Origin of the sequence: Allobosea sp. CRIB-10, from assembly GCF_900112185.1 — a bacterium.
GTDB lineage: Bacteria > Pseudomonadota > Alphaproteobacteria > Rhizobiales > Beijerinckiaceae > Allobosea.
Window position 1 is genome coordinate 53,084 of sequence record NZ_FOKP01000017.1, and the last position, 20,729, is coordinate 73,812.

Consider the following 20,729-nt stretch of genomic DNA (forward strand, 5'->3'; position numbering starts at 1 on the left):
GCCGGGCGCCTGTCAGCCCGGCCCGGCGCCCTGCGTACCCAGATAGACCGCATAGATCGACTGGCTCGCCGCCATGAACAGCCGGTTGCGCTTGGGCCCGCCGAAGCAGACATTGCCGCAGACCTCCGGCAGCCGGATGCGGCCGATCAGCTTGCCCTCCGGGTTGAAGCAGAGCACGCCATTGTAGCCGACGGCGCGGCCGGCATTGCTGGAGGCCCAGAGATTGCCCTGCACGTCGCAGCGCAACCCGTCCGGCCCGCATTTCACCCCGTCGACCATGCAGTCGGAGAACAATTTGCCGTTCGTGAGCTTGTTGTCGGCGCCGACATCGAAGACATGGATGTCGCCCTTGCCGCCGGGGCCGGTATCGCCCGGGCCCTTGCCGGTCGAGGCGATGTAGAGCTTCTTGTAGTCCGGCGAGAAGCAGAGGCCGTTCGGATCGGGGACCTGCTGCTCGGTGACGACCAGATCGACGCGGCCGCTGGGATCGATCCGATAGCAGTTCGTCGGCAATTCGCGCTTGTAGAAGCCGATCTCGGGTGGCTGGCCGAGCCGGGGATTGATCTTGCCGCTGGTGTTGCTCGGCCCGCCGGCCGCATCGGGCGCGCCCTCATAGAGCTGGCCGCCATAGGGCGGGTCGGTGAACCAGTAGCTGCCATCGGGATGCTGCACGACGTCATTGGGCGAATTCAGCCGCTTGCCGTCGAACTTGTCGGCGAGGATCGTCACCGAGCCGTCGAGCTCATAGCGCACGACGCGGCGGTTGAGATGCTCGCAGGAGAGCTGCCGGCCCTGGAAATCAAAGCTGTTGCCGTTGCTGTTGCCCGAGGGCGTGCGGAAGACGCTGACGCGGCCGTCATCCTCGAGCCAGCGCATCTGCCGGTTGTTGGGGATGTCGCTCCAGACGAGATAGCGCCCCTGTGCGTTCCAGGCCGGGCCTTCCGCCCAGAGTGCCCCGGTCCACAGCCGCTGGATCGCGGCGTTCGGCTGGGCCAGCCCTTCGAATGCGGGATCGACGGCGATGACGTCCGGGTCCCAGAAATAGGTGGTCGGCGCGCCGCCGCGGCTGAAATCGCGCGGCGGCGTGGTGATCGTGCTCGGCGGGCCGGGCCGGGCGGCGGGGGCCTGCGCCAACGCAGTATCGGCGGCGGCTACGAGCGCACCGGCACCCGCAACCTGCAACAGGCGGCGGCGTGACAAGGCGGGACGTGATTCATCGATTATGCGTGGCTGCATCGCTGACCTCCCTGGGTTGAACTTGTGCCGTTCTTACCCGGCCATCGGGAGCGCCGATTGCGGCGCCGACGTGGCGGCAGGCGACCACACCGTCATGGCGAACCCTGCCTCAACAGGGCTTCTCATCGATCTAAATCGGTTTAATGATACCGAGTCCGGGGCGGGGAACCGCGCCTGCCTCCCTCAGCCCTCATCCTTCAGCCCTCATCCTGAGGAGCGATCTCAAAGGATCGCGTCTGGAAGGATGCTCCAGATGGCTCCGGAGCCCCCTGGATCATCCTTCGAGACGCCGCTGACGCGGCTCCTCAGGATGAGGGCTGAAGGGGCAGATGGAACGGCTTCGGTAGGCTTGGCGCTGCGATCAGTCCTCAGGCCGCGAGGTCGGCAACGAGCGCGTCGAGCAATAGCGCGCCTTCCGGCGTCGCGGCGAGCCGGCCGTTAGCCTTGCGGGCGAGGAAGCCCTCGGCGATCAGGCTGCCGATGCGGTTGCCGTTGAGCTTGCGGCCGGCCAGCCCCTCGAACACGTCGGGATCGATGCCTTCGACGAGTCGCAGGCCCATCAGCAGGTATTCGTCGCCCTGCGCCTCGGCCGAGAGCTTCTCGTTCTCGACCAGCGCGTCGCCGTCGGCTTCGATCCGCTCCAGCCAGGTCTCGGGACGCCTCTCGGTCGATTGGGCATAGCGGCCATCCGCCGTCACCAGCCGGCCATGGGCGCCAGGGCCGATGCCGGCATATTCGCCATAGTGCCAGTAGATCAGGTTGTGCCGGCATTCCGCGCCGGGCCGGGCATGGTTCGAGATCTCGTAGACCGGCAGGCCGTGCTTGCTCGTGATCTCCTGCGTCAGCTCGTAGAGCGCCGCGCCCGCATCGGGATCGGGAATGGCGAGCTTGCCGGCCTTGTAGAGCTGCTCGAACGCGGTGCCGGGCTCGATGGTGAGCTGGTAGAGCGAAAGATGCTCCGCCGCATGGCTGATCGCCAGCTCCAGCTCGGCCTGCCACAGCGCCGGTGTCTGGTTCGGCGAGCGGGCATAGATCAGGTCGAAGGAATAGCGCTCGAAATAGCGCCGCGCGATCGCGACGGCCTCGAGCGCCTCCTGGGCCGAATGCATCCGGCCGAGCGCCTTGAGGTCGGCATCGTTCAGCGCCTGCACGCCGAGCGAGACACGGTTGACGCCGGCGGCGCGAAAATCGCGGAAGCGCCCGGCCTCGACGCTGGTCGGATTGGCCTCCAGCGAGACCTCGCAGTTCGGGTCGACGCTCCAATGCTCGCCGATCGCGTCGAGGATCGCCCCGACCGTCGCGCCCTCCATCAGCGAGGGCGTGCCGCCGCCGAAGAAGATCGAGGAGACCGTGCGTCCCGGCGCCAGTTCGGCCCGCTGGGCGATCTCGCGGCGGAAGGCGGCGATGTAGCGGGCCTGGTCCGGCGGCTGGTGCCGGACATGGGAGTTGAAGTCGCAATAAGGGCATTTGGCCAGGCAGAACGGCCAATGCACATAGACGGCAAAGCCGGCATCCGCCGTCGGATGCCTGGGCACGCCGGGCCGCGCGGCAAGGGCGGCCGAAGGGCTCAAGCGGGCGCCCTCAGGCAGGCGGCGGCGAGCACATGGAAGGCGCGGGCGCGGTGCGACAGGCCGGGGGAGCCGTCCTGCGGGATGCCGTGCTTTTCTTCCGCGCTCATCTCGCCAAAGGTCTTGGCGTGGCCGGCCGGCTGGAAAATCGGGTCGTAGCCAAAGCCGGAGCTGCCACGCGGAGCCTCGACGATCGTGCCGAAGACGCGTCCCTCGAACAGTTCCTGATGACCGTCCGGCCAGGCGATCACCAGAGCCGAGACGAAATGCGCCTTGCGCTGCTCGGGCGTGGTCGCGCCACGCTTTGCCAGCTCAGCCTGCACACGGGCCAGGGCTGGCGTGAAATCCTTGCCCGGCCCGGCCCAATTGGCCGAGAACAGGCCGGGCGCGCCATCGAGCGCGTCGATGCAGACGCCGGAATCATCGGCGAGCGCCGGCAGGCCGGAGGCCTTCGCCGCCGCGACCGCCTTGATCGCAGCGTTCTCGGCGAACATGTGGCCGTCCTCGACCGGCTCGGGCAGGCCGAGCTCGCCGGCCGAGACCAGCTTGATCCCATAGGGCGCCATCAGCTCGCGCATTTCGCGCAGCTTGCCTTGATTGTGGGTCGCGATCACGACCTTGCCGGTGAGGAGGCGGGGTTCGCTCATGGCGTCAGGCCACCGCAGCCTTCTGCAGGGCGACCAGCTTGCCGACGCCGCCCTTGGCGAGCTTCAGCAGCGCCAGCAGCTCCTCCTCCGAGAAGGGGGCGCCCTCGGCGGTGCCCTGCACCTCGACGAGGCCGCCGGAGCCGGTGATGACGAAATTGGCGTCGGTCTGCGCCCCGGAATCCTCGACATAGTCGAGATCGATCACCGGATTGCCGGCGACGATGCCGCAGGAGATCGCCGCGACATGATCCTTCAGCGGATTGGCGCCCTTCAGCATGCCGCGCCCCTCCATCCATTTCAGCGCGTCGTGCAATGCGACCCAGGCGCCGGTGATCGAGGCGGTGCGGGTGCCGCCATCGGCCTGCAGCACGTCGCAATCGACGACGATCTGGCGCTCGCCGATCGCGGTCAGGTCGACTACGGCCCGCAGGCTGCGCCCGACCAGACGCTGGATCTCTTGCGTGCGGCCCGACGGCTTGCCGGAGGAGACCTCGCGGCGGGTGCGCTCATGCGTGGCGCGCGGCAGCATCGAATATTCGGCGGTGACCCAGCCCTTGCCGGTGCCGCGCAGCCAGGGCGGCCCCTTTTCCTCGACGGTCGCGGCGCAGAGCACCTTGGTCTCGCCGAAGGTCACCATGCACGAGCCTTCCGCATAGCGCACCACGCCGCGTTCCAGCGTGACCTTGCGCATCTCGTCGGCTGCGCGCTTCGAGGGTCTCATCGTGCCAATCCTGTGTTCCGGAGTCCGCGGCTTGTAGGCGCTTAAGCGGAGTGCGGCAAGGCGAGCAGGGGCATGGGGCTTGATCGGGCCGCCTTCGCCGGAGACAATAGGCTATGGCATCGAGGTTGTTCGCTAGGGAATGAGCGCCCATACCCGCCCGGATTCGCCCGGCGGCCTGGTCGAGATCGACCAGCGCTCGCGCGAGATCTTTCGTCAGATCGTCGACGGTTACCTGACCACCGGCGAGCCGGTCGGCTCGCGCAACATCGCCCGGCTGCTGCCGATCGCCCTGTCGCCGGCGACGGTGCGCAACGTCATGACCGATCTGGAGATGGCCGGGCTGATCTACGCCCCGCACACCTCGGCCGGGCGACTGCCGACCGAGCGCGGCCTGCGCTTCTTCGTCGACGGCATGATGGAGGTCGGCAACCTCACCTCGGACGAGCGCTCGCGCATCGAGGCGCAGATCCGGGCAGCCGCCAGCAACCGCTCGCTCGACCAGACGCTGACCGAGGCCTCGGCCTTGCTCTCGGGTCTGTCGCGCGGGGCCGGCGTCGTCGTCACCACCAAGGCCAATGCGCGCCTGCGCCATATCGAGTTCGTCAGGCTCGATGCCGGCCGGGCGCTCGCCGTGCTCGTCGCCGATGACGGCACGGTCGAGAACCGCATCCTGGCGCTGCCGGCGGGCCTGCCGGCTTCGGCGCTGGTCGAGGCCGGCAATTTCCTCAATGCCCGCATTGCCGGCAAGACGCTTGACGAGCTCCGGCGCGAGATCGCCGACAGCCGCGTCCTGATGGAGCGCGAGCTCGACGAGTTGACGGCGCGCCTCGTCGAAAGCGGCATCGCCACGACCTCCGGCCCCTCTGGCGACCGCCATCTGATCGTGCGCGGCCAGGCCAATCTGCTCGAGGATCTGAAGGCGCAGGAGGATCTGGAGCGCATCCGCCTGCTCTTCGCCGATCTGGAGACGCAGACCGAACTGATCGATCTGCTTTCGCGGGCCGAGGCCGGTGATGGCGTCCGCATCTTCATCGGCTCGGAGAACAAATTGTTCTCGATGTCGGGCTCCTCGATCATCGCCGCGCCCTTCCGCGACGGCGGCCAGCGCATCGTCGGCGTCGTCGGCATCATTGGACCGACGCGGCTGAACTATGCCCGGATCGTGCCGATGGTCGATTACACCGCCAAGGTGGTCGGGCGCCTGCTCGACAGCGGGCGATGAGGTGGCTGCTGCGGGCGGCCGCGATCCTGGCGGGAATGGTTTTGATGACGGGAACCGGAGAGGCGCAGACCGGGCTGCTCGAAGCCGCGGGGCGTGGCGACCTTCGCGGTGGACCGCCTGATCGCCGCCAAGGCCGATCTCGAACAGCGCGACGGACAACGCCAGACGCCGCTCCTGCTCGCTGTCGCCGGCAATCATGTCGCCGTCGCCAAGGCGCTGCTGGCGGCAGGCGCGAGCCCCAACGCCCAGGCGGCGAACCAGGACACGCCCTGGCTGCTCGCCGGCGCCAGCGGCCGCACCGAGATCATCGCGGCGATGCTGCCGCTCAAGCCTGATCTGACGATCCGCAACCGCTATGGCGGCAATGCGCTGATCCCTGCCTGCGAACGCGCCCATGTCGAGACGGCCAAGCTGCTGCTGACATCAGGCATCGACGTGAACCACGTCAACAATCTCGGCTGGACCTGCCTGCTGGAGATCGTGATCCTCGGCGATGGCGGCCCGCGCCATCAGCAGGTGGCGAAGCTCGTGCTCGATGCCGGCGCCGATCCCAACCTCGCCGACAAGGACGGCGTCAGCCCGCTCCAGCACGCCCGCAAGCGCGGTCAGAGCGAGGTCGCCAAATTGATCGCGGCAGCCGGCGGGCGTTGAGTGCACCGTCATTCCGGGGCGCGCCGCAGGCGCGAGCCCGGACCCATGACCACGCCGCTTTCCGTCACTACGAGCGCAGCGAAGCAATCCAGGGGGATGTAGAGCTTTGCCGCCCCCTGGATTGCTTCGTCGCTTTCGCTCCTCGCAATGACGGATCGGTCGGTGGCCCGCTATTCCAGCCAATCGGTGGCAAAGCGCTCGCTGGCGTGGATGTCGATCGATTCCAGCGTCTCCGGCCCGAGGCTGCGGAACTTGTGCGGCACGCCGGCCGGCACGACCAGGATCTCGCCCGGCCCGGCCTCCATCTCGCGGTCGCCGATCGTGTAGAGCGCCCGCCCGGCGCGCACGATGAAGGTCTCGGGATAGGGATGGCTGTGCAGCCTCGGTCCCTTGCCGGGCTCGGCCCGGACGAAGATCAGCGAGACCTCGCCGCCGAAGCCCTGTACCTCGCCATGCCATTCCCCCGGGGTCTCGGACCAGTCCTCGCGGCGAATGGCGCGTGCGTCTGCTGCCATGTCCGTCATCTCAGCCGCGCGCCGCGATTGCCGCCGCAGCGCCCGCCATCACCCCGCCGGTGACGCGGTTGATCCGGCGCATCGTCCGGGGGCTCGACACCAGCCGCCGCGCCCGGTCGGCCAGGAAAGCGTAGCCGAGCAGGGTGGTGTTGATGATCAGCGTGGTCAGGGCGACGATCTCGGCGAAGGCCAGCGGCGTGATCGCGTTGAGGTCGACCACCAGCGGCAGGATCGAGACGAAGAACACCATCACCTTGGGGTTGCCGAGCGTCAGCGCGACGCCCCCGAGGAAGAGGCGGATGCCTTCGCCACTCATCGGCGGCTGGTCCTCCAGGCTCTTCACCGGAGCGGTCCAGAGCTTCCAGGCGAGATAGATCAGATAGGCGCAACCCGCGTATTTGATCGCCAGGAACAGGCCGTGGAAGCTCTGCATCAGCACGGTGAGGCCGAGGACCGAGAAGGTCAGCCAGACCAGGTCGCCCGCCGCGATGCCGAGCACGAAGGGCACGACCCGCCGGAAGCCGGTCGAGAGCGAGCGCGCCACGATCGCGGCGATGCCCGGCCCCGGCGAGGCGACGGCGAGGAAATAGACACCGGCGAAAACCAGAAGCCCGGCGAGGTCCATCGAGCGCTGCTCCCTGAGATGACGTTGTTGGCGCGATGCTAGCAGCAAGCCGATCCCGCGTCTTATCGGCAAGCGTGATGGCGCTGATCACCGAATCTGACGCATCGCCGCCCCGTTGCTGTCAGGAGACGGGGCGGACCTCGCCCGGCGTGACCAGCAAACGCTGCGCTCCGTCAGGCAGATCGCCGAACAAAGCCGGGTCGGCGCCGGTCATCCAGACCTGGCAGCCGAGCTCAGCCAGCGTCCCGTAGAGCGCCGCCCGCCGGCGCGGATCGAGATGGGCGGCGACTTCGTCGAGCAGGACGAGCGGCGGCAGCTCGCTCATCGTCGCGACGAGGCGGGCATGGGCGAGCACCAGCCCGATCAGCAGCGCCTTCTGCTCGCCGGTCGAGCCCTGTCCGGCCGGGATGTCCTTGGCGGCATGGCGCACGGCAAGGTCCGAGGCTTGCGGTCCGGTGAGGGTGCGCCCGGCCGCCTTGTCGCGCGGGCGCATCTCCCGCAGCAGCTCGCGATAGCGGTCCTCGGCATCGAGCGCCGGCAGGGTGGCGACCAGCGCGTCGATCTCACCCTCCAGCGCGATATCGGCCTGCGGGAAGGGCGAGGTCTCGTCGGCCGTCTGCGCGATGATGGCGGACAGCCGCGCCACCGTCTCGGCGCGCGCCGCTGCGACGGCGACGCCGAGCTCGGCGATCTCGCGCTCGACTGCGTCGAGCCAGCGCTGCTGGTGAGGGCTGTCCTCGAGGATGCGGTTGCGCGAGCGCAGCGCCTTCTCCAGCGCGTTCGAGCGCGTGCCGTGGCCGGGATCGACCGCCAGCACCAGCCGGTCGAGGAAGCGGCGGCGATCGCCGGCGGCGCCCCTGAACAGCCCGTCGAGATCGGGCGTCAGCCAGACCAGCCTGACATAATCGCTGAAGGCGAGCGCCGAGCCGGCCGGAGCGCCGTCGATCCGGGCGATCCTGGCCCGCTTTCCCTCAGCATCCGGCGGCTCCAGCCCGATCCCGAGCCGTGCGCCGTCATCGGCGAGCCCGATCGAGACGGCGAAGCCGCCATCGCCGGGCAGGCGCACCATGTCGGCGAGATCGGCCCGCCTGAGGCCGCGGCCGGGGGCGAACAGCGAGAGCGCCTCGAGCAGATTGGTCTTGCCGGCGCCGTTCTCCCCGCACAGCGCAACGAGCCGGCCCTCGATCACGAGATCGAGGGCCGGATAGGAGCGGAAATTCTGCAGGGTGAGGCGGGCGACCGCGGTCAAGATGCGCTCGCGGGATCAGACCCGCATCGGCATCAGCACATAGAGGGCCGAAGCGCCTTCGCGGTCCTGGATCACCGTCGGCGAGCCCGGATCGGCGAGCTTGAGCAGGGCGGTGTCGCCGTCGAGCTGGGCGGCGATGTCCATCAGATAGCGCGCGTTGAAGCCGATATCGAGCGGGCCGGCATCGTAGTCGACCTCGATCTCCTCGGTCGCCGAGCCGGAATCGGGATTGGTCACCGAGAGCGTCATCCGGCCGTCGGCCATGGAGAGCTTCACGGCCCGGCCGCGTTCGGACGAGATCGTCGAGACGCGATCGACCGACGCAGCGAAATCGCCCTTGTCGACGGTCAGCAGCTTGTCGTTGCCTGAGGGGATGACGCGCTGGTAGTCCGGGAAGGTGCCATCGATCAGCTTCGAGGTCAGCACGACCTCGGCTGTGGCGACGCGGATCTTGGTGGCGGAGAGCTCGATCTGGACCTCGCTCTCGCCGTCCTCCAGCAGCTTCTGGATCTCGGCCACGGCTTTGCGCGGCACGATCACGCCGGGCATGCCGAGCGAGCCTTGCGGGGCGGCGGTGTCGACGCGGGCGAGGCGGTGACCGTCGGTCGCGACCGCGCGCAGCACCGGGCGTCCGTCGACGTCGATGGCGTGCAGATAGATGCCGTTGAGATAGTAGCGCGTCTCCTCGGTCGAGATCGCGAACTGGGTCTTGTCGATCAGGCGCTTGAACTCGCCGGCCGGCAGCACGAAGCGATGCGCCATCTCGCCGGCGGTGATGTCGGGGAAGTCGCTTTCCGGCAGCGCCTGCAAAGTGAAGCGCGAGCGGCCCGAGCGCAGCACCATCTGGCCGGTCTCGCCGGTGGTCTCCAGCGAGACCTGCGAGCCGTCGGGCAGCTTGCGGACGATGTCGTACAGGGTGTGGGCGGGAACCGTGGTCGCGCCGGGCTCGACGATGTCGGCCGGCACGGTCTCGACCACCTCGATGTCGAGGTCGGTCGCCTTCAGCTTCAGCCCGTCCTCGCTGCCGCGCAGCAGCAGGTTCGACAGGATCGGGATCGTGTTGCGCCGCTCGACGACACGATGGACATGCCCGAGCGACTTCAGGAGCGTGGAGCGTTCGACCGTAACCTTCATGGCGTCTTCTGGCATGCTGGCGCCCGCGGCGAGCCGGCAGGCAGAAAGGTGGCCCGCGACATTGCCGGACGGCCGGCCCACGCGCAAGGGCGCGTGAACCAGCCTGCACAGTTAACGCATGGAGGGATCGCCGCAGATCACTCCTGCAGCATGCGCTTCAGCAGGTCGACCTCGTCATGGAGCAGGCGGTCCTCGACGATCGCCTTCTCGATCTTGCGCACGGCATGCAGCACGGTGGTGTGGTCGCGCCCGCCGAAACGGCGGCCGATCTCGGGCAGGGAGCGCGGCGTCAGCGCCTTGGCGAGATACATCGCGATCTGGCGCGGCTTGACCACCGCCGCGGTCCGGCGCTCCGACAGGATGTCGGCGCGGCTGACATTGTAGCGGGTCGCGACCAGCTTCTGGATGTCCTCGATCTTGACCCGGCGCGGCTCGCGCGTCCGCACGAGGTCGCGGATCGCCGCTTCCGCCGTCTCCATCGTCACGCTCGCCCCGGTCAGCGTCGCATGCGCCAGGATGCGGTTGGCGGCGCCGTCGAGATCGCGGCCATTGGTCGCGACAACCTTGGCGACATAGGCGATCACGTCCGGATTGACGTGGAAGCTCGGATGGGCGGCCTTCAGCCCGTCGAGGCGGGTCGTCAGGATCTTGACCCGCAGCGCCTCGTCGAGTTCGCCGATCTCGACGACGAGCCCGCCGGCGAGCCGCGAGCGGATGCGCTCGTCGAGCGCCTCAAGATCGGCAGGGAGCCGGTCGGCGGCGACGACGATCTGCTTGCCGGCGTCGATCAGCGCATTGATCGTGTGGCCGAACTCCTGCTGGATCGAGCGGCCCTGGATGAACTGGACGTCGTCGACGATCAGGAGGTCGATGCCGCGCAGCTTCTCCTTGAAGGCGAGCGCCGTCTGCGACTTCAGCGCGGCGACGAAGCCGTACATGAAGCGGTCGGCGGTGAAATAGGCGACGCGCTTGCCGTGCTGGCGCGCATCCTGGGCGATCGCCTGGATCAGATGCGTCTTGCCGAGGCCGACGCCGGCATGGAGGTAGAGCGGGTTATAGGGAGTCGAGCCGGCCGGGGCCGCCGATATCCGCTCGGCTGCCGCGAAGGCGAGGGCGTTCGACTTGCCGACGACGAAGCTCTGGAAGCTCATGCGCCGGTCGAGCAGGGTGCCGCAGGCATCCATCGGATCGCGCTCGGAAGGCTGGTCGGCGGGAGTGACAACCGCAATCCCCGGGGCGGGTGCCGCCGGACGGGCTTGAGCCGGGCGGGCTCGGTGCGCCGAAAGGTCCTGGCTGGGCTCAGCGCTCTCGCGCGCCACCTGGCGCACCGAAAGGGCCACGCCGTTGGGCGCATCGAGCTCGGCCATGCAGTGGGCCCGCAGGCGCTCGGCGTAATGGGCTTCGAGCCAGCTCTTCAGGAAGCGGGTCGGTACGGTGAGATGGGCGACGCCCTCGACGATCGCGCCGATCTCGACGCGCGCGAACCAGCTGGAGAAGACATCCTCGCCGAGCTCGGCGCGCAGACGCCGGCGAACCCTGTCCCAGCATTCCTTGATCCCGGCAACACCGGCGGGCTCGTTCAGGACAAGTCCCGTCAACGCCGTGGTGGTGGTTGCCTCGGTCAAGTTGCCAATCTCCATCCGTTCGAACATTCCGATTGCCCCGTTCAAGATCGTGCGCACTTACCCGCCCACCGAAGAAAGCGTGGTTGTGCGATGTCAGGTTTCTAGGAAAAGCATCGCCCTCTCCGCCGGCATAAGCCGCGAAGCGAGGTCACTCCAACGCTCTTCATGGTAATGCCGCCAGGCTCGAAAATCCGGCCGCGGCCATCAGTCATTTCAACGCTTTTAAATCTTCAAGACAAACAAGCTCATTCTTCCAACCCCTTCCGGTTGTAAGTCAAAACATCAACAATTCTGTGGAGAGCCGGTTGGACATCGCTGTCCGCCCGCCGATGAAAAGGACCTTACAAGGCCGCCTCGAACGGGGGCAATATCCCCCTCAGCCGGCTTCGTGGCTGAGGGGCATTCCGACCCCTATCTGACCTACCGGAAGGTCGCTCGCAATCAGTTGGGGAAGTTAAGCTTTTCTTTACCGGGCGAGTCTCGTGCCGGCTCCGAATCTTTTTTTTTTCGGGCCGTCCACTGCCCCATCCGGGCCCCGGTGATTCACTCAACTGAATTGCTTTGCCCACTAAGATGATGAAAAATATGGAGGAATTTTGAGCGGCCTAAAGTCCCGTCCGGGACGATTTCCGACCTCCAAAACGATGCTGGTGTCAAGTCGGTAAAGTCGTGGAAAGATTGCGGAATCGGCGTTGACAGCGGGTGTTGCGCCGCAACGTCGGCCCCCTTTTTCCCAGGCTGTCCGGCAAAGAAAAACCCGGCCTTTCGGCCGGGTCGAAAACTGCGCAGAAATCCGCTCTGATGAACGGCGATCAGGAAGCCAGGGTGCTCACACGGTGAGCCAGGCGCGAGACCTTGCGCGAAGCGGTGTTCTTGTGAACCACGCCCTTCTGCGCGGCCCGCATGATCTCCGGCTGGGCGGCCTTCAGCGCCTCGGTGGCGGCGCCCTTGTCGCCGGAGGCGATCGCCTCCTCGACCTTGCGCAGGAAGGTGCGCATGCGGCTGCGGCGCGCCTTGTTCACTTCGGTACGCCGCGCGATCTTACGCGTGGCCTTCTTGGCCGAAGTCGTGTTGGCCATCGTAACGTCCTCGTCCTCATCGCGGCAGGCGCCTGGCAACTGCCGGCTTGCACGACCACGAAGCTTCAATGAAAATGCGAGCGACGGTCCTGCCGGAGCAAGACCGCCGCGAGGCCCGACCCTATAGTTCCTGCCGGGCCCGGCGTCAACGCGGAATCGTAGCCGCCTTCAATCCGTCTTGCGGCGGACCGCCACGGCCTCGATCTCGATGAGATAGCCATGGTGAAGTTCCGGTACCGGAACGACCGCGCGCGCCGGCCTGTGCGGCCCGAAAACCTCGGCATAGATCGCGTTGAAGTCAGGCCAATGCGCGGCGCCGACCAGATAGGCGGTGACTTTCAGCACATCGGCCGGACCACAGCCGGCGGCCGCGAGCACGGCAAGAAGATTATCGAGCGCCTGGCGCGCCTGCACCGCGAAGGGCTCGCCGGCTGTATGGCTGCCATCCGGGCGCGGCGCGAGCTGGCCGGAGACGAAGACGAGGTCCTTATAGGCGGTCGCCTGCGCGTAATGCCCGGCCGGGGGCGGTACATCGGGCGACAGGATCGTCTCGATCGCGCTCACGCGCCCTCGCCGACGAAGCGCGCGAAGCTGGCGAGATCGACATTGCCGCCGCTGAGGATGACGCCGACGCGCTTGCCCTCGACCGGCGCGGCGCCGGTGAAGGCGGCCGCCGCGGCGAGGCAGCCGGTCGGCTCGACCACGAGCTTCATCCGCTCGGCGAAGAAGCGCATCGCGGCGACCAGCGCCGCGTCCGGCACGGTGACGATGTCCTCGACGAGATCGCGGATGATCGGGAAGGTGTAATTGCCGAGGAAGGGCGTCTGGGCGCCGTCGGCGATGGTCTTGGGCACGTCGATTTTGACGATCTCCCCCCGGCGCAGCGATTGCTGGCCGTCATTGCCGGCCTCGGGCTCGACGCCGTAGACCTTGCAGCCCGGATTGAGCGCCTTTACCGCCAGCAATGCGCCGGCGAGGAGCCCGCCGCCGCCAAGGCAGACGAGCAGCACGTCGAGCTCGCCGGCGTCCTCGATCAGCTCCTTCGTCGCCGTGCCCTGGCCGGCGATGACCTCGGGGTGATCGTAAGGCGGGATCAGCGTCAGTCCGCGCTCGGCCGCCAGCCGGTCCCCCAGCTCGAGCCGGTCCTGGGTGTAGCGATCATAGGTGACGACCTCGGCGCCATAGCCCTTGGTCGCCGCCACCTTCGCCGCGGGAGCGTCGAGCGGCATGATGATCGTCGCTGGCGCGCCGAGCAGCCTGCTGGCATAGGCGATCGCCTGGGCATGATTGCCGGAGGAATAGGTCAGCACGCCGGCCTTGCGCTGCTCCGGCGTCAGCGCGGCGATGGCATTGTAGCCGCCGCGGAATTTGAAGGCGCCCATGCGCTGCAGGTTCTCGGCCTTGAAGACGAGATTGGCCCCGGTGCGCTCATTGGCGGTGCGCGACGTCAGCGCCGGCGTGCGATGCGCCACCCCGGCGATGCGCTTTGCCGCCGCTTCGACATCGGCATAGGTCGGCAGCGCGATGGCATCGGCGGAGCGGGCTGCGGCGGTCATGGGAAATCCTGCGTGCTCTGAAGACGAGCCCGCATGGTCCAGCAGCACCGCCGCCCTTTCAAGTGAAAGAAACTGGCGCCGGCCATGCGTGGCGCTGCCATTCGATACAGATCGTCCCGGGCGACCGAAGGGGGACCCAGGACCCATTCCGGAACCTCTTTCGGAAAGGCTCCGGAATGGATCCCGGATCGGCGCGGCTTTGCCGCTTGTCCGGGATGACCAGCGAGAGAGAGACGAGGCCGGCTGTATCGCGTTCAGCGGTTCTTGAACTCCGGCTTCCGCTTCTCGATAAAGGCGGCCATGCCTTCCTTCTGGTCATGCGTGCCGAACAGCGCCGAGAAGACGCGGCGCTCGAAGCGCAGGCCTTCGGCCAGCGTCGTCTCGAAAGCGCGATTGACCGATTCCTTTGCCGACAGCAGCGAGGGCAGCGACTTCGAGGCGATCTGCTCCGCCGCCTTGAGCGTCTCGGTCATGAGGTCGGCGAGCGGGACGATACGGGCGACGAGGCCGGCGCGCTCGGCCTCGGTCACGTCCATGAATCGGCCGGTGAGGCACAGGTCCATCGCCTTGGCCTTGCCGATCGCATGGGTGAGGCGCTGGGTGCCGCCGGCGCCGGGGATGACGGCCAGATTGATCTCGGGCTGGCCGAACTTGGCGTTGTCGGCGGCGATGATGAAGTCCGCCATCATCGCGAGCTCGCAGCCGCCGCCCAGCGCAAAGCCCGCGACCGCCGCGATGATCGGCTTGCGGCGCTGGCCGATCCGGTCCCAGTCGGCGAACTTGTCGTCGAGATAGGTGCCGGGATAGCTGCGCTCCTGCATCGCCTTGATGTCTGCGCCGGCGGCGAAGGCCTTTTCCGAGCCGGTCATGACGATGCAGCCGATCTCGTCGTCGCGCTCGAACCCGTCGAGCGCCGCGTTGATGTCGGCGATCAGCTGGACGTTCAACGCGTTCAGGGCCTGCGGCCGGTTCAGCGTGATGATGCCGACCTTGCCCTTCACCTCGACGAGAATGGTCTCATAAGCCATGGCGGCCTCCCGGATGATCTGTCGCGGCAGCTTTAGCGGCCGGGGCGGGGGGAAGTCCATGCGCGCCCGTGCAAGGTGCGCATAGGGCTGAATGACCACGGCAATTGATGGCACGAATTTTCGCCACCCCAGAGGCAGTTCGCGCGTTGATGGTTCGCAGCTGTCGAATAGGAGGTGCGCATGGCCGACAAAACCAGAACCGATACCGCCTCGCGCCTCGTCAAGGCTTCGCCCGGCGTGGTCTACAATGCCTTCGCCGATCCGGCCGTGCTGTCGCGCTGGCTGCCACCGAAAGGGATGCGGGCGAAGATCGAGCGCTTCGAGCCGCATCCCGGCGGCAGCTATCGCATGATCCTGACCTATGACGACCCGTCCGGCGCGTCCGGTAAGGCCAGCGCCGACAGCGATATCGTCGAAGGCCGCTTCGTCGCGCTCGATCCGGGCCAGCGCATCGTCTGGGAGGTCGGCTTCGTCTCGGACGATCCGGCCTTCGCCGGCACGATGACGATGACCTGGCGCTTCAAGGAGGTCCGCGACGGCACCGAGGTGACGATCCTCTGCGAGAACGTCCCGGCCGGCATCGGCAAGGCGGATCACGATGCCGGCTTGCGCTCGACGCTGGAGAACCTCGCCCGGTTCATCGAAAGCGCCTGATCAGGCGGCCGGCCCGGCCTCGGCGAGCAGGCTCTGGAAGGCTGAGGGCTTAGTGCGCGAATGCCAGGCGGCGATCAGCTTGTCGGCGTTGGCCTCGGGCGCGATGGCCGAATCCAGCTCGGCATCGTAGCGGCAATAGCTGTGGATCTGATGGAAGTCGCGGCGGGCATCGCCGATACGCCGGTCGCCGCGCGCGATCTCGCGACGGTCCAGCTCGGCGAGGTAGCAATGCAGGCCGACGAAGAAGACATCCTGCCCTGCGAGCAGGCGAACCAGCCGCAGCAGCCAGTCGCGGCTTTCCATGATGTGCTCGACGACCAGGTTGTTGCCGCAGCGGACATAGGCCAGCAGCGAGTGCTCGAAGCCCTCGAAGAAGGCGTCGCGCATCGAAGCCCATTGGAACTGGCCGCTACGGATGCGCGCCGTCGGGAGCACGCCGGAATCGCGCAGATGGTCGATCGAGATGTGCCAGAACGGCTCCTCGATCCGGGCCTGGACGGCGCGCGCCAGCGAGGATTTGCCGCTGCTGGAGGCGCCGTTGAGCAGGATGATCCTGCCGGGTGGGCGGGAAAAGTCGGGCATCATGTCCTCAGGCCCTCTTCTGGCAGCTCTCGCAATAGAAGGTCGAGCGGCCCGATTGCACCAGCCGCTTGACGAGATGGCCGCAGCCCGGCGTGACGCAAAGCTCGTCCTCGCGGTCATAGACCTTGAAGCGATGCTGGAAATAGCCCAGCGAGCCGTCGGCATGGGCGAAGTCGCGCAAGGTCGAGCCGCCGGCGGCGACCGCCTCCTCCAGCACCTCGCGGATGATCTGCGCCAGCAGATGCGCCTTCTCGCGTGGCTTGCCGGTCGGAGTCGCTAGCGAGCCTGCCTCGGCTTCGGGATGCAGGCCGGCGCGGAACAGCGCCTCGCAGACATAGATATTGCCGAGCCCGGCGATCAGGCGCTGGTCGAGCAGCGCCGCCTTGAGCGGCGCGACCTTCCCCGAGAACAATTTCGCCAGCAAGTCGCCGGAGAGCTCGTTGCCGAGCGGCTCGATACCCATTCCCAAAAAATGCTTGGAGGCTTCAAGCCCGGCGCGCGGCAGCAGGTCCATGAAGCCGAAGCGGCGGACGTCGTTATAGGTGACGCGGGCGCCCGAGTTCAGATGGAAGACGACATGGTCGTGGATCAGGTGCCGACCGATCTCGTTGTAATAGGCGCCGGGTTCGGTCGCTGGCGTTCCCGGTGCCTCGACGATGAAGCGCCCGCTCATGCCGAGATGCATGACCAGCGCCTGCCCGTCGTCGAGATCGGCGATCAAGTATTTCGCCCGTCGCGACAGCGCCTCGACCCGCCGCCCGGTCAGGCGCTCGGCGAAGCGCTCGGGCAGGGGGAAGCGCAGATCGGGACGGCGCTGCTCGACGCTGGCGAAGCGCTCGCCGAGCATGGCTGGCTCGAGCCCACGCCGGACGGTTTCGACCTCGGGAAGTTCAGGCATTAAATGGTCAGAGCCTTGAAACCAGATGAGCGTTTGACCGGTAGCTCAAACAACGAGCCTGGCGCAGCTGATTTGATAAAGTTCTCCATTTCTGGCCAGCGCCAAAGCAGGGTTGATGCATTTTGGTTCATGGGAGTCTTTTGAAAGCCTGACGCAAGTACGAACCCTTTCAATCCGCATCGCAGCCATGCCGCTCGGTTCGCCTTGTTCCGGCTAATCCTTAAGTCGTTCGTCAGAACGATCCAGTCAGCGGGTCGATCTTGATGCAGGCGTTCGATCCAATCGATATCGGGAGTATCATGGCGAAAACCATAGTCCGCCATATCTCGCACGTGCCGGGCGACGCCCCCCTGGGTATGGACATAAGCGTTGAGAACTTCGGCAAGCACGGGAGATGTGCAATTGTCGAAGAAAATTCTCACGCGGCCAAACCGCGTTCAAAATCAACAGCACGCTGTACAGCAGCCGGACTTACGCGAAAGAGCTGCGCGGCTCGACTGACGGAGCCTTCAGCTTCGGCCGCGGCGCTCAAAATCGACGTTGGTACGCCGACACTCTCGATAATCGGTTGCCCGAACTGCCTCTTCGGATCGAGGACGATGTCACTGGCTCGGCCTTTGGGCCACCATCTGGCAGCGATATCGGTATCGAAATCAATACCTTTCAAGCTCGGCTCGATCACCTTGTGCATGACATACTGGCCCCGCTTGAAGAGGTCGACAAGTGGCCGATCGTCTTCATCCTCGCCTAGGGCCTCCAAAAGTAAGGTTCGGCCATCCGTCCTAAAGCGAGACGTAGCGAATGGGTGGTCATGCTCGATCAGTTCGCGCGCTAGAACGAGAGCTCTGCGAACCTTCTGCGGACTTAACCCGGCGGCGATAAAGGCGGATGCCATCCGGCTTTGCACGAGATCGAGAAACCCTAGATAAAGCTTGTCGTCGTGCAGATCGACCTGACCGTGCCAAAGGGGGGCGTAAGTACGATTCCCGGAACCATGCCCCTTGAGCCAACGAGTCAGCTTCGCAGCCGGCACCTTGATCAGGCGCGCTGCTTCTGCTGGCGTATAAAGCCCTAGGCCAATGAGAGAGGTGTCGTGTTTGGTCAAAATGAACCCTCGGCCTGAAAACTAGAATCACGCGGCGAGGTCTAGGTCAACGCGCGACATCCAGAGCGATGGCGCTGACGGCGCGCTTTCGCTATTCATCGCCTCACCCGAACACAAGAGCCGCCCAACCGTGACAGCAGCCTCCGACACCACCCATTTCGGCTTCGAGAACGTGCCGCTCGGCGAGAAGCAAGCCAAGGTCGACGACGTCTTCCACAAGGTCGCTGGCCGCTACGACCTGATGAACGACCTGATGTCGGCCGGGCTGCACCGCGCCTGGAAGGAGGCGCTGCTGACGGCGCTGAAGCCGCCGCGCGATCGGCCCTTCCATCATCTCGACGTCGCCGGCGGCACTGGCGATGTCGCCTTCAAGGTGCTGGAGGAGGGCGGGCCGCAGACCGATGTCACCGTGCTCGACATCAATGCCGAGATGCTGGCCGTTGGCCGCGAGCGGGCGCAGAAGCGCTTTCCGGATGATGAGCGCATCCGCTTCGTCCAGGGCAATGCCGAGGAGCTGGCGCTGCCGGACAATAGCTTCGACGCCTATACGATCGCCTTCGGCATCCGGAACGTGCCGCGCATCGAGAAGGCGCTGGCCGAGGCCTATCGCGTGCTGAGGCGCGGCGGGCGCTTCCTTTGCCTCGAATTCAGCCATGTCGACGTGCCGCTGCTCGACAAGATCTACGAGGCCTATTCCTTCAACGTCATCCCCCCCATGGGCCGAATGGTGACGGGAGAGGCCGAGCCCTATCAGTACCTCGTCGAGTCGATCCGCAAGTTCCCGCGCCCGCAGGTCTTCGCCAATATGATCGCCGACGCCGGCTTCCGCCGCGCCAGCTTCACGCCGATGACCGGCGGGGTCGTGGCGCTGCATTCCGGCTGGAAGCTGTGAGTGAGGCGGCTGTGACAGCCTACCGCCGTCATGCTCGCTTTTGTGGCGAGCATCCGCGTCTTGAACACCGCACTACCCGAAGGAAGACGTGGATGGTCGGGGCAAGCCCGACCATGACGAGGAAGGCGCGTTCCGCGTTGCTATCGGCATGATCTCCGCGCTTGCCCATCTCGCCCGCTCGGCGCGGGTCGGCTTCGTGCTGGCGCGCGAGGGTGCGCTCGCCTTGGTCGACCCTTCCGTGCTGCCGCCGGCGGCGCGGGGCCTGATCGCGCTCGGCCGCCTGATCGAGCGGCGCGGCGCCGGTTCCTCCGCGACGAGGCTTGCCGCGGCGCTGACGCGGCTGGGCCCGTCCTATGTCAAGTTCGGCCAGTTCCTGGCGACGCGGCCCGATGTCGTCGGCATGAAGATCGCCGAGGATCTCTCGGCGCTGCAGGACCGGATGGCGCCCTTCCCAATGGCGCAGGCCCGTGCCGCGATCGAGGCCGCGCATGGCGAGCCGGTCGAGGCGATCTTCGCCGAATTCGGCGAGCCGGTCGCGGCCGCCTCGATCGCGCAGGTCCATCGCGCCCGCCGCAAGGATGGCAGCGAGGTCGCCGTCAAGATCCTCAGGCCCGGCATCCGCGACCGTTTTCATCGCGACCTCGCCGCGATGCGTTTTGGTGCCGAGCTCGCCGAGCGCCGCTCGCCCGAGGCCCGCCGCCTGCGCTTCGTCGCCATCGTCGAGACGCTGGCGCGCTCGGTCTCGATGGAGATGGACCTGCGCCTGGAGGCGGCCGCCCTCTCAGAATTCGCCGAGAATACCAAGGAAGACGCCGATTTCCGGGTGCCGGTGCCGGATTGGCAGCTCACCGCCCGCGAAATCCTGGTCGACGAATGGATCGACGGCATCCGCCTCTCCGATGTCGAGGCGCTGCGCGCCGCCGGGCACGATACGGTCGCGCTCGGCCGCAACGTCATCCAGTCCTTCCTGAAGCACGCGATCCGCGACGGCTTCTTCCATGCCGATATGCATCCGGGGAACCTCTTCGTCGATGCCGAAGGGCGGCTCGTCGCGGTCGATGGCGGCATCATGGGCCGGCTCGGCCATAAGGAGCGGCGCTTCCTCGCCGAAATCCTCTACGGCTTCATCACCCGCGACTATCGCCGCGTCGCCGAGGTGCATTTCGAGGCTGGCTATGTCCCGCCGCATCATTCGGTCGATGATTTCGCCCAGGCGATCCGCGCCGTCGGCGAGCCGATCCATGACCGGCGCGCCGACGAGATCTCGATGGCGAAGGTGCTGACGCTGCTCTTCGAGATCACCGGCCTGTTCGACATGGCGACGCGCACCGAGCTCGTCATGCTGCAGAAGACCATGGTCGTGGTCGAGGGCGTCGCCCGCACGCTCGATCCGCATCTGGACATGTGGACCACGGCCGAGCCGGTGGTTCGCGACTGGCTGACGCGCAATCTCGGCCCGATCGGGCGCATCGAGGACGCCGGCCGCAGCGTGCGCACCCTTGTCGGCAGCCTCGCCAACCTGCCGGAGACGGTCGGCCGGGCCGAGCGTGTGCTCGGGCAGCTCGAAGAGGCTTCGCGCCACGGCTTCTCGCTCGACGAGGCCAGCGTCCAGGCGATCGGCCGGGCGGAGGCCGCGCGCAACCGCTGGGGCAATTGGGCGCTCTGGCTGATCGCCGCGCTGCTCGCCTGGATCGTGATCTTCGATTAGCGCCGAGCGTTTTCACAAGCGCGGGATTGGAAAC

The 20,729-nt window shown here is 66.9% G+C and carries 22 protein-coding genes; 5 read left to right on the plus strand and 17 right to left on the minus strand.

What is annotated here, in order from left to right; translation table 11 throughout:
* Positions 1-12 precede the first annotated feature (12 nt).
* The 4 genes from BMZ69_RS19980 to rph all read right to left on the minus strand — a co-directional run bounded on the left by BMZ69_RS19980 (position 13) and on the right by rph (position 4,172).
* The gene (locus tag BMZ69_RS19980) at positions 13-1,236 is read right to left on the minus strand and encodes an SMP-30/gluconolactonase/LRE family protein (protein WP_092159889.1); all 1,224 of its coding nucleotides are present in this window, start codon (positions 1,234-1,236) and stop codon (positions 13-15) included.
* A 368-nt stretch (positions 1,237-1,604) separates the two neighbouring features.
* Positions 1,605-2,807 carry a radical SAM family heme chaperone HemW gene (gene hemW, locus BMZ69_RS19985; RefSeq protein ID WP_244543448.1) on the minus strand — a complete coding sequence of 401 codons (1,203 nt, stop codon included), beginning with the start codon at positions 2,805-2,807 and terminating at the stop codon, positions 1,605-1,607.
* Positions 2,804-3,451 carry an RdgB/HAM1 family non-canonical purine NTP pyrophosphatase gene (gene rdgB, locus BMZ69_RS19990; RefSeq protein WP_092159891.1) on the minus strand — a complete coding sequence of 216 codons (648 nt, stop codon included), beginning with the start codon at positions 3,449-3,451 and terminating at the stop codon, positions 2,804-2,806. Before rdgB ends, hemW begins: the two co-directional genes overlap by 4 nt.
* Before the next feature lie 4 nt (positions 3,452-3,455).
* Positions 3,456-4,172, minus strand: a complete 717-nt coding sequence (rph, locus tag BMZ69_RS19995; RefSeq protein WP_092159893.1) for a ribonuclease PH — start codon at positions 4,170-4,172, stop codon at positions 3,456-3,458.
* 139 nt (positions 4,173-4,311) lie between these two features.
* Here rph and hrcA point away from each other — a divergent pair, with 139 nt between their 5' ends.
* Together hrcA and BMZ69_RS20005 are read left to right on the plus strand one after the other, a co-directional pair.
* Positions 4,312-5,394, plus strand: a complete 1,083-nt coding sequence (gene hrcA, locus BMZ69_RS20000; RefSeq protein ID WP_092159895.1) for a heat-inducible transcriptional repressor HrcA — start codon at positions 4,312-4,314, stop codon at positions 5,392-5,394.
* A 93-nt stretch (positions 5,395-5,487) separates the two neighbouring features.
* Positions 5,488-6,045 (plus strand): ankyrin repeat domain-containing protein, encoded by a 558-nt coding sequence (locus tag BMZ69_RS20005; protein ID WP_092159900.1) that lies wholly within the window; start codon positions 5,488-5,490, stop codon positions 6,043-6,045.
* 170 nt (positions 6,046-6,215) lie between these two features.
* Here the strand turns inward: BMZ69_RS20005 and BMZ69_RS20010 are convergent, their stop codons facing one another.
* The 9 genes from BMZ69_RS20010 to BMZ69_RS20050 all read right to left on the minus strand — a co-directional run bounded on the left by BMZ69_RS20010 (position 6,216) and on the right by BMZ69_RS20050 (position 14,856).
* The gene (locus BMZ69_RS20010; protein WP_092160054.1) at positions 6,216-6,560 is read right to left on the minus strand and encodes a cupin domain-containing protein; all 345 of its coding nucleotides are present in this window, start codon (positions 6,558-6,560) and stop codon (positions 6,216-6,218) included.
* Positions 6,561-6,570: 10 nt separating this feature from the next.
* On the minus strand, positions 6,571-7,185 hold the full coding sequence (locus tag BMZ69_RS20015; RefSeq protein WP_092159912.1) for a LysE family translocator: 615 nt from the start codon (positions 7,183-7,185) through the stop codon (positions 6,571-6,573).
* Between the two features lie 121 nt (positions 7,186-7,306).
* Positions 7,307-8,434: a DNA replication/repair protein RecF gene (gene recF, locus BMZ69_RS20020; protein WP_244543449.1), complete on the minus strand. Its 1,128-nt coding sequence runs from the start codon at positions 8,432-8,434 to the stop codon at positions 7,307-7,309.
* Between the two features lie 15 nt (positions 8,435-8,449).
* Complete coding sequence (gene dnaN / locus BMZ69_RS20025) at positions 8,450-9,568, minus strand: DNA polymerase III subunit beta (RefSeq protein ID WP_092159918.1); 1,119 nt, start codon at positions 9,566-9,568, stop codon at positions 8,450-8,452.
* 137 nt (positions 9,569-9,705) lie between these two features.
* The gene (gene dnaA, locus BMZ69_RS20030) at positions 9,706-11,220 is read right to left on the minus strand and encodes a chromosomal replication initiator protein DnaA (RefSeq protein WP_092159921.1); all 1,515 of its coding nucleotides are present in this window, start codon (positions 11,218-11,220) and stop codon (positions 9,706-9,708) included.
* A gap of 785 nt (positions 11,221-12,005) precedes the next feature.
* On the minus strand, positions 12,006-12,272 hold the full coding sequence (gene rpsT / locus BMZ69_RS20035; protein WP_092159923.1) for a 30S ribosomal protein S20: 267 nt from the start codon (positions 12,270-12,272) through the stop codon (positions 12,006-12,008).
* A gap of 168 nt (positions 12,273-12,440) precedes the next feature.
* A complete protein-coding gene (locus BMZ69_RS20040) occupies positions 12,441-12,836 on the minus strand; it encodes a RidA family protein (protein WP_175506891.1) in 396 nt (131 codons plus the stop codon).
* A complete protein-coding gene (locus BMZ69_RS20045; protein WP_092159925.1) occupies positions 12,833-13,828 on the minus strand; it encodes a threo-3-hydroxy-L-aspartate ammonia-lyase in 996 nt (331 codons plus the stop codon). Before BMZ69_RS20045 ends, BMZ69_RS20040 begins: the two co-directional genes overlap by 4 nt.
* Before the next feature lie 254 nt (positions 13,829-14,082).
* Positions 14,083-14,856, minus strand: a complete 774-nt coding sequence (locus tag BMZ69_RS20050) for an enoyl-CoA hydratase (RefSeq protein WP_092159927.1) — start codon at positions 14,854-14,856, stop codon at positions 14,083-14,085.
* A gap of 180 nt (positions 14,857-15,036) precedes the next feature.
* Here BMZ69_RS20050 and BMZ69_RS20055 point away from each other — a divergent pair, with 180 nt between their 5' ends.
* A complete protein-coding gene (locus BMZ69_RS20055; RefSeq protein WP_092159929.1) occupies positions 15,037-15,510 on the plus strand; it encodes an SRPBCC family protein in 474 nt (157 codons plus the stop codon).
* On the opposite strand, the gene BMZ69_RS20060 is transcribed toward BMZ69_RS20055, so the two are convergent.
* Genes BMZ69_RS20060 through BMZ69_RS20070 form a run of 4 tightly spaced genes read right to left on the minus strand, consistent with a single transcriptional unit; the run spans position 15,511 to position 18,095 of the window.
* On the minus strand, positions 15,511-16,092 hold the full coding sequence (locus tag BMZ69_RS20060; protein ID WP_092160057.1) for a chloramphenicol phosphotransferase CPT family protein: 582 nt from the start codon (positions 16,090-16,092) through the stop codon (positions 15,511-15,513).
* Positions 16,093-16,099: 7 nt separating this feature from the next.
* The gene (gene mutM, locus BMZ69_RS20065) at positions 16,100-16,990 is read right to left on the minus strand and encodes a bifunctional DNA-formamidopyrimidine glycosylase/DNA-(apurinic or apyrimidinic site) lyase (RefSeq protein WP_092159931.1); all 891 of its coding nucleotides are present in this window, start codon (positions 16,988-16,990) and stop codon (positions 16,100-16,102) included.
* Positions 16,990-17,412, minus strand: a complete 423-nt coding sequence (locus tag BMZ69_RS31255; protein ID WP_139219120.1) for a PIN-like domain-containing protein — start codon at positions 17,410-17,412, stop codon at positions 16,990-16,992. Before BMZ69_RS31255 ends, mutM begins: the two co-directional genes overlap by 1 nt.
* Entirely contained in the window at positions 17,409-18,095 is a 687-nt protein-coding gene (locus BMZ69_RS20070) for a hypothetical protein (RefSeq protein WP_092159933.1), read from the minus strand. Before BMZ69_RS20070 ends, BMZ69_RS31255 begins: the two co-directional genes overlap by 4 nt.
* A 130-nt stretch (positions 18,096-18,225) precedes the next feature.
* On the opposite strand from BMZ69_RS20070, the gene ubiE reads away from it, so the two are divergent.
* Positions 18,226-18,987, plus strand: coding sequence for a bifunctional demethylmenaquinone methyltransferase/2-methoxy-6-polyprenyl-1,4-benzoquinol methylase UbiE (gene ubiE / locus BMZ69_RS20075; RefSeq protein ID WP_092159936.1), 762 nt, complete (start codon positions 18,226-18,228; stop codon positions 18,985-18,987).
* Positions 18,988-19,135: 148 nt separating this feature from the next.
* Positions 19,136-20,695 carry a 2-polyprenylphenol 6-hydroxylase gene (gene ubiB, locus BMZ69_RS20080; RefSeq protein WP_092160058.1) on the plus strand — a complete coding sequence of 520 codons (1,560 nt, stop codon included), beginning with the start codon at positions 19,136-19,138 and terminating at the stop codon, positions 20,693-20,695.
* The last annotated feature ends 34 nt before the right edge of the window (positions 20,696-20,729 follow it).

Coding starts and splice junctions, on each gene's coding strand:
- BMZ69_RS20060 (WP_092160057.1), bottom strand. CDS start 16,092: ATGCCCGACTTTTCCCGCCCACCCGGCAGGATCATCCTGCTCAACGGC.
- mutM (WP_092159931.1), bottom strand. CDS start 16,990: ATGCCTGAACTTCCCGAGGTCGAAACCGTCCGGCGTGGGCTCGAGCCA.
- rdgB (WP_092159891.1), bottom strand. CDS start 3,451: ATGAGCGAACCCCGCCTCCTCACCGGCAAGGTCGTGATCGCGACCCAC.
- hrcA (WP_092159895.1), top strand. CDS start 4,312: ATGAGCGCCCATACCCGCCCGGATTCGCCCGGCGGCCTGGTCGAGATC.
- rpsT (WP_092159923.1), bottom strand. CDS start 12,272: ATGGCCAACACGACTTCGGCCAAGAAGGCCACGCGTAAGATCGCGCGG.
- BMZ69_RS19980 (WP_092159889.1), bottom strand. CDS start 1,236: ATGCAGCCACGCATAATCGATGAATCACGTCCCGCCTTGTCACGCCGC.
- dnaN (WP_092159918.1), bottom strand. CDS start 9,568: ATGAAGGTTACGGTCGAACGCTCCACGCTCCTGAAGTCGCTCGGGCAT.
- BMZ69_RS20015 (WP_092159912.1), bottom strand. CDS start 7,185: ATGGACCTCGCCGGGCTTCTGGTTTTCGCCGGTGTCTATTTCCTCGCC.
- BMZ69_RS20010 (WP_092160054.1), bottom strand. CDS start 6,560: ATGGCAGCAGACGCACGCGCCATTCGCCGCGAGGACTGGTCCGAGACC.
- dnaA (WP_092159921.1), bottom strand. CDS start 11,220: ATGTTCGAACGGATGGAGATTGGCAACTTGACCGAGGCAACCACCACC.
- rph (WP_092159893.1), bottom strand. CDS start 4,172: ATGAGACCCTCGAAGCGCGCAGCCGACGAGATGCGCAAGGTCACGCTG.
- BMZ69_RS20055 (WP_092159929.1), top strand. CDS start 15,037: ATGGCCGACAAAACCAGAACCGATACCGCCTCGCGCCTCGTCAAGGCT.
- ubiB (WP_092160058.1), top strand. CDS start 19,136: ATGATCTCCGCGCTTGCCCATCTCGCCCGCTCGGCGCGGGTCGGCTTC.
- BMZ69_RS20050 (WP_092159927.1), bottom strand. CDS start 14,856: ATGGCTTATGAGACCATTCTCGTCGAGGTGAAGGGCAAGGTCGGCATC.
- BMZ69_RS20045 (WP_092159925.1), bottom strand. CDS start 13,828: ATGACCGCCGCAGCCCGCTCCGCCGATGCCATCGCGCTGCCGACCTAT.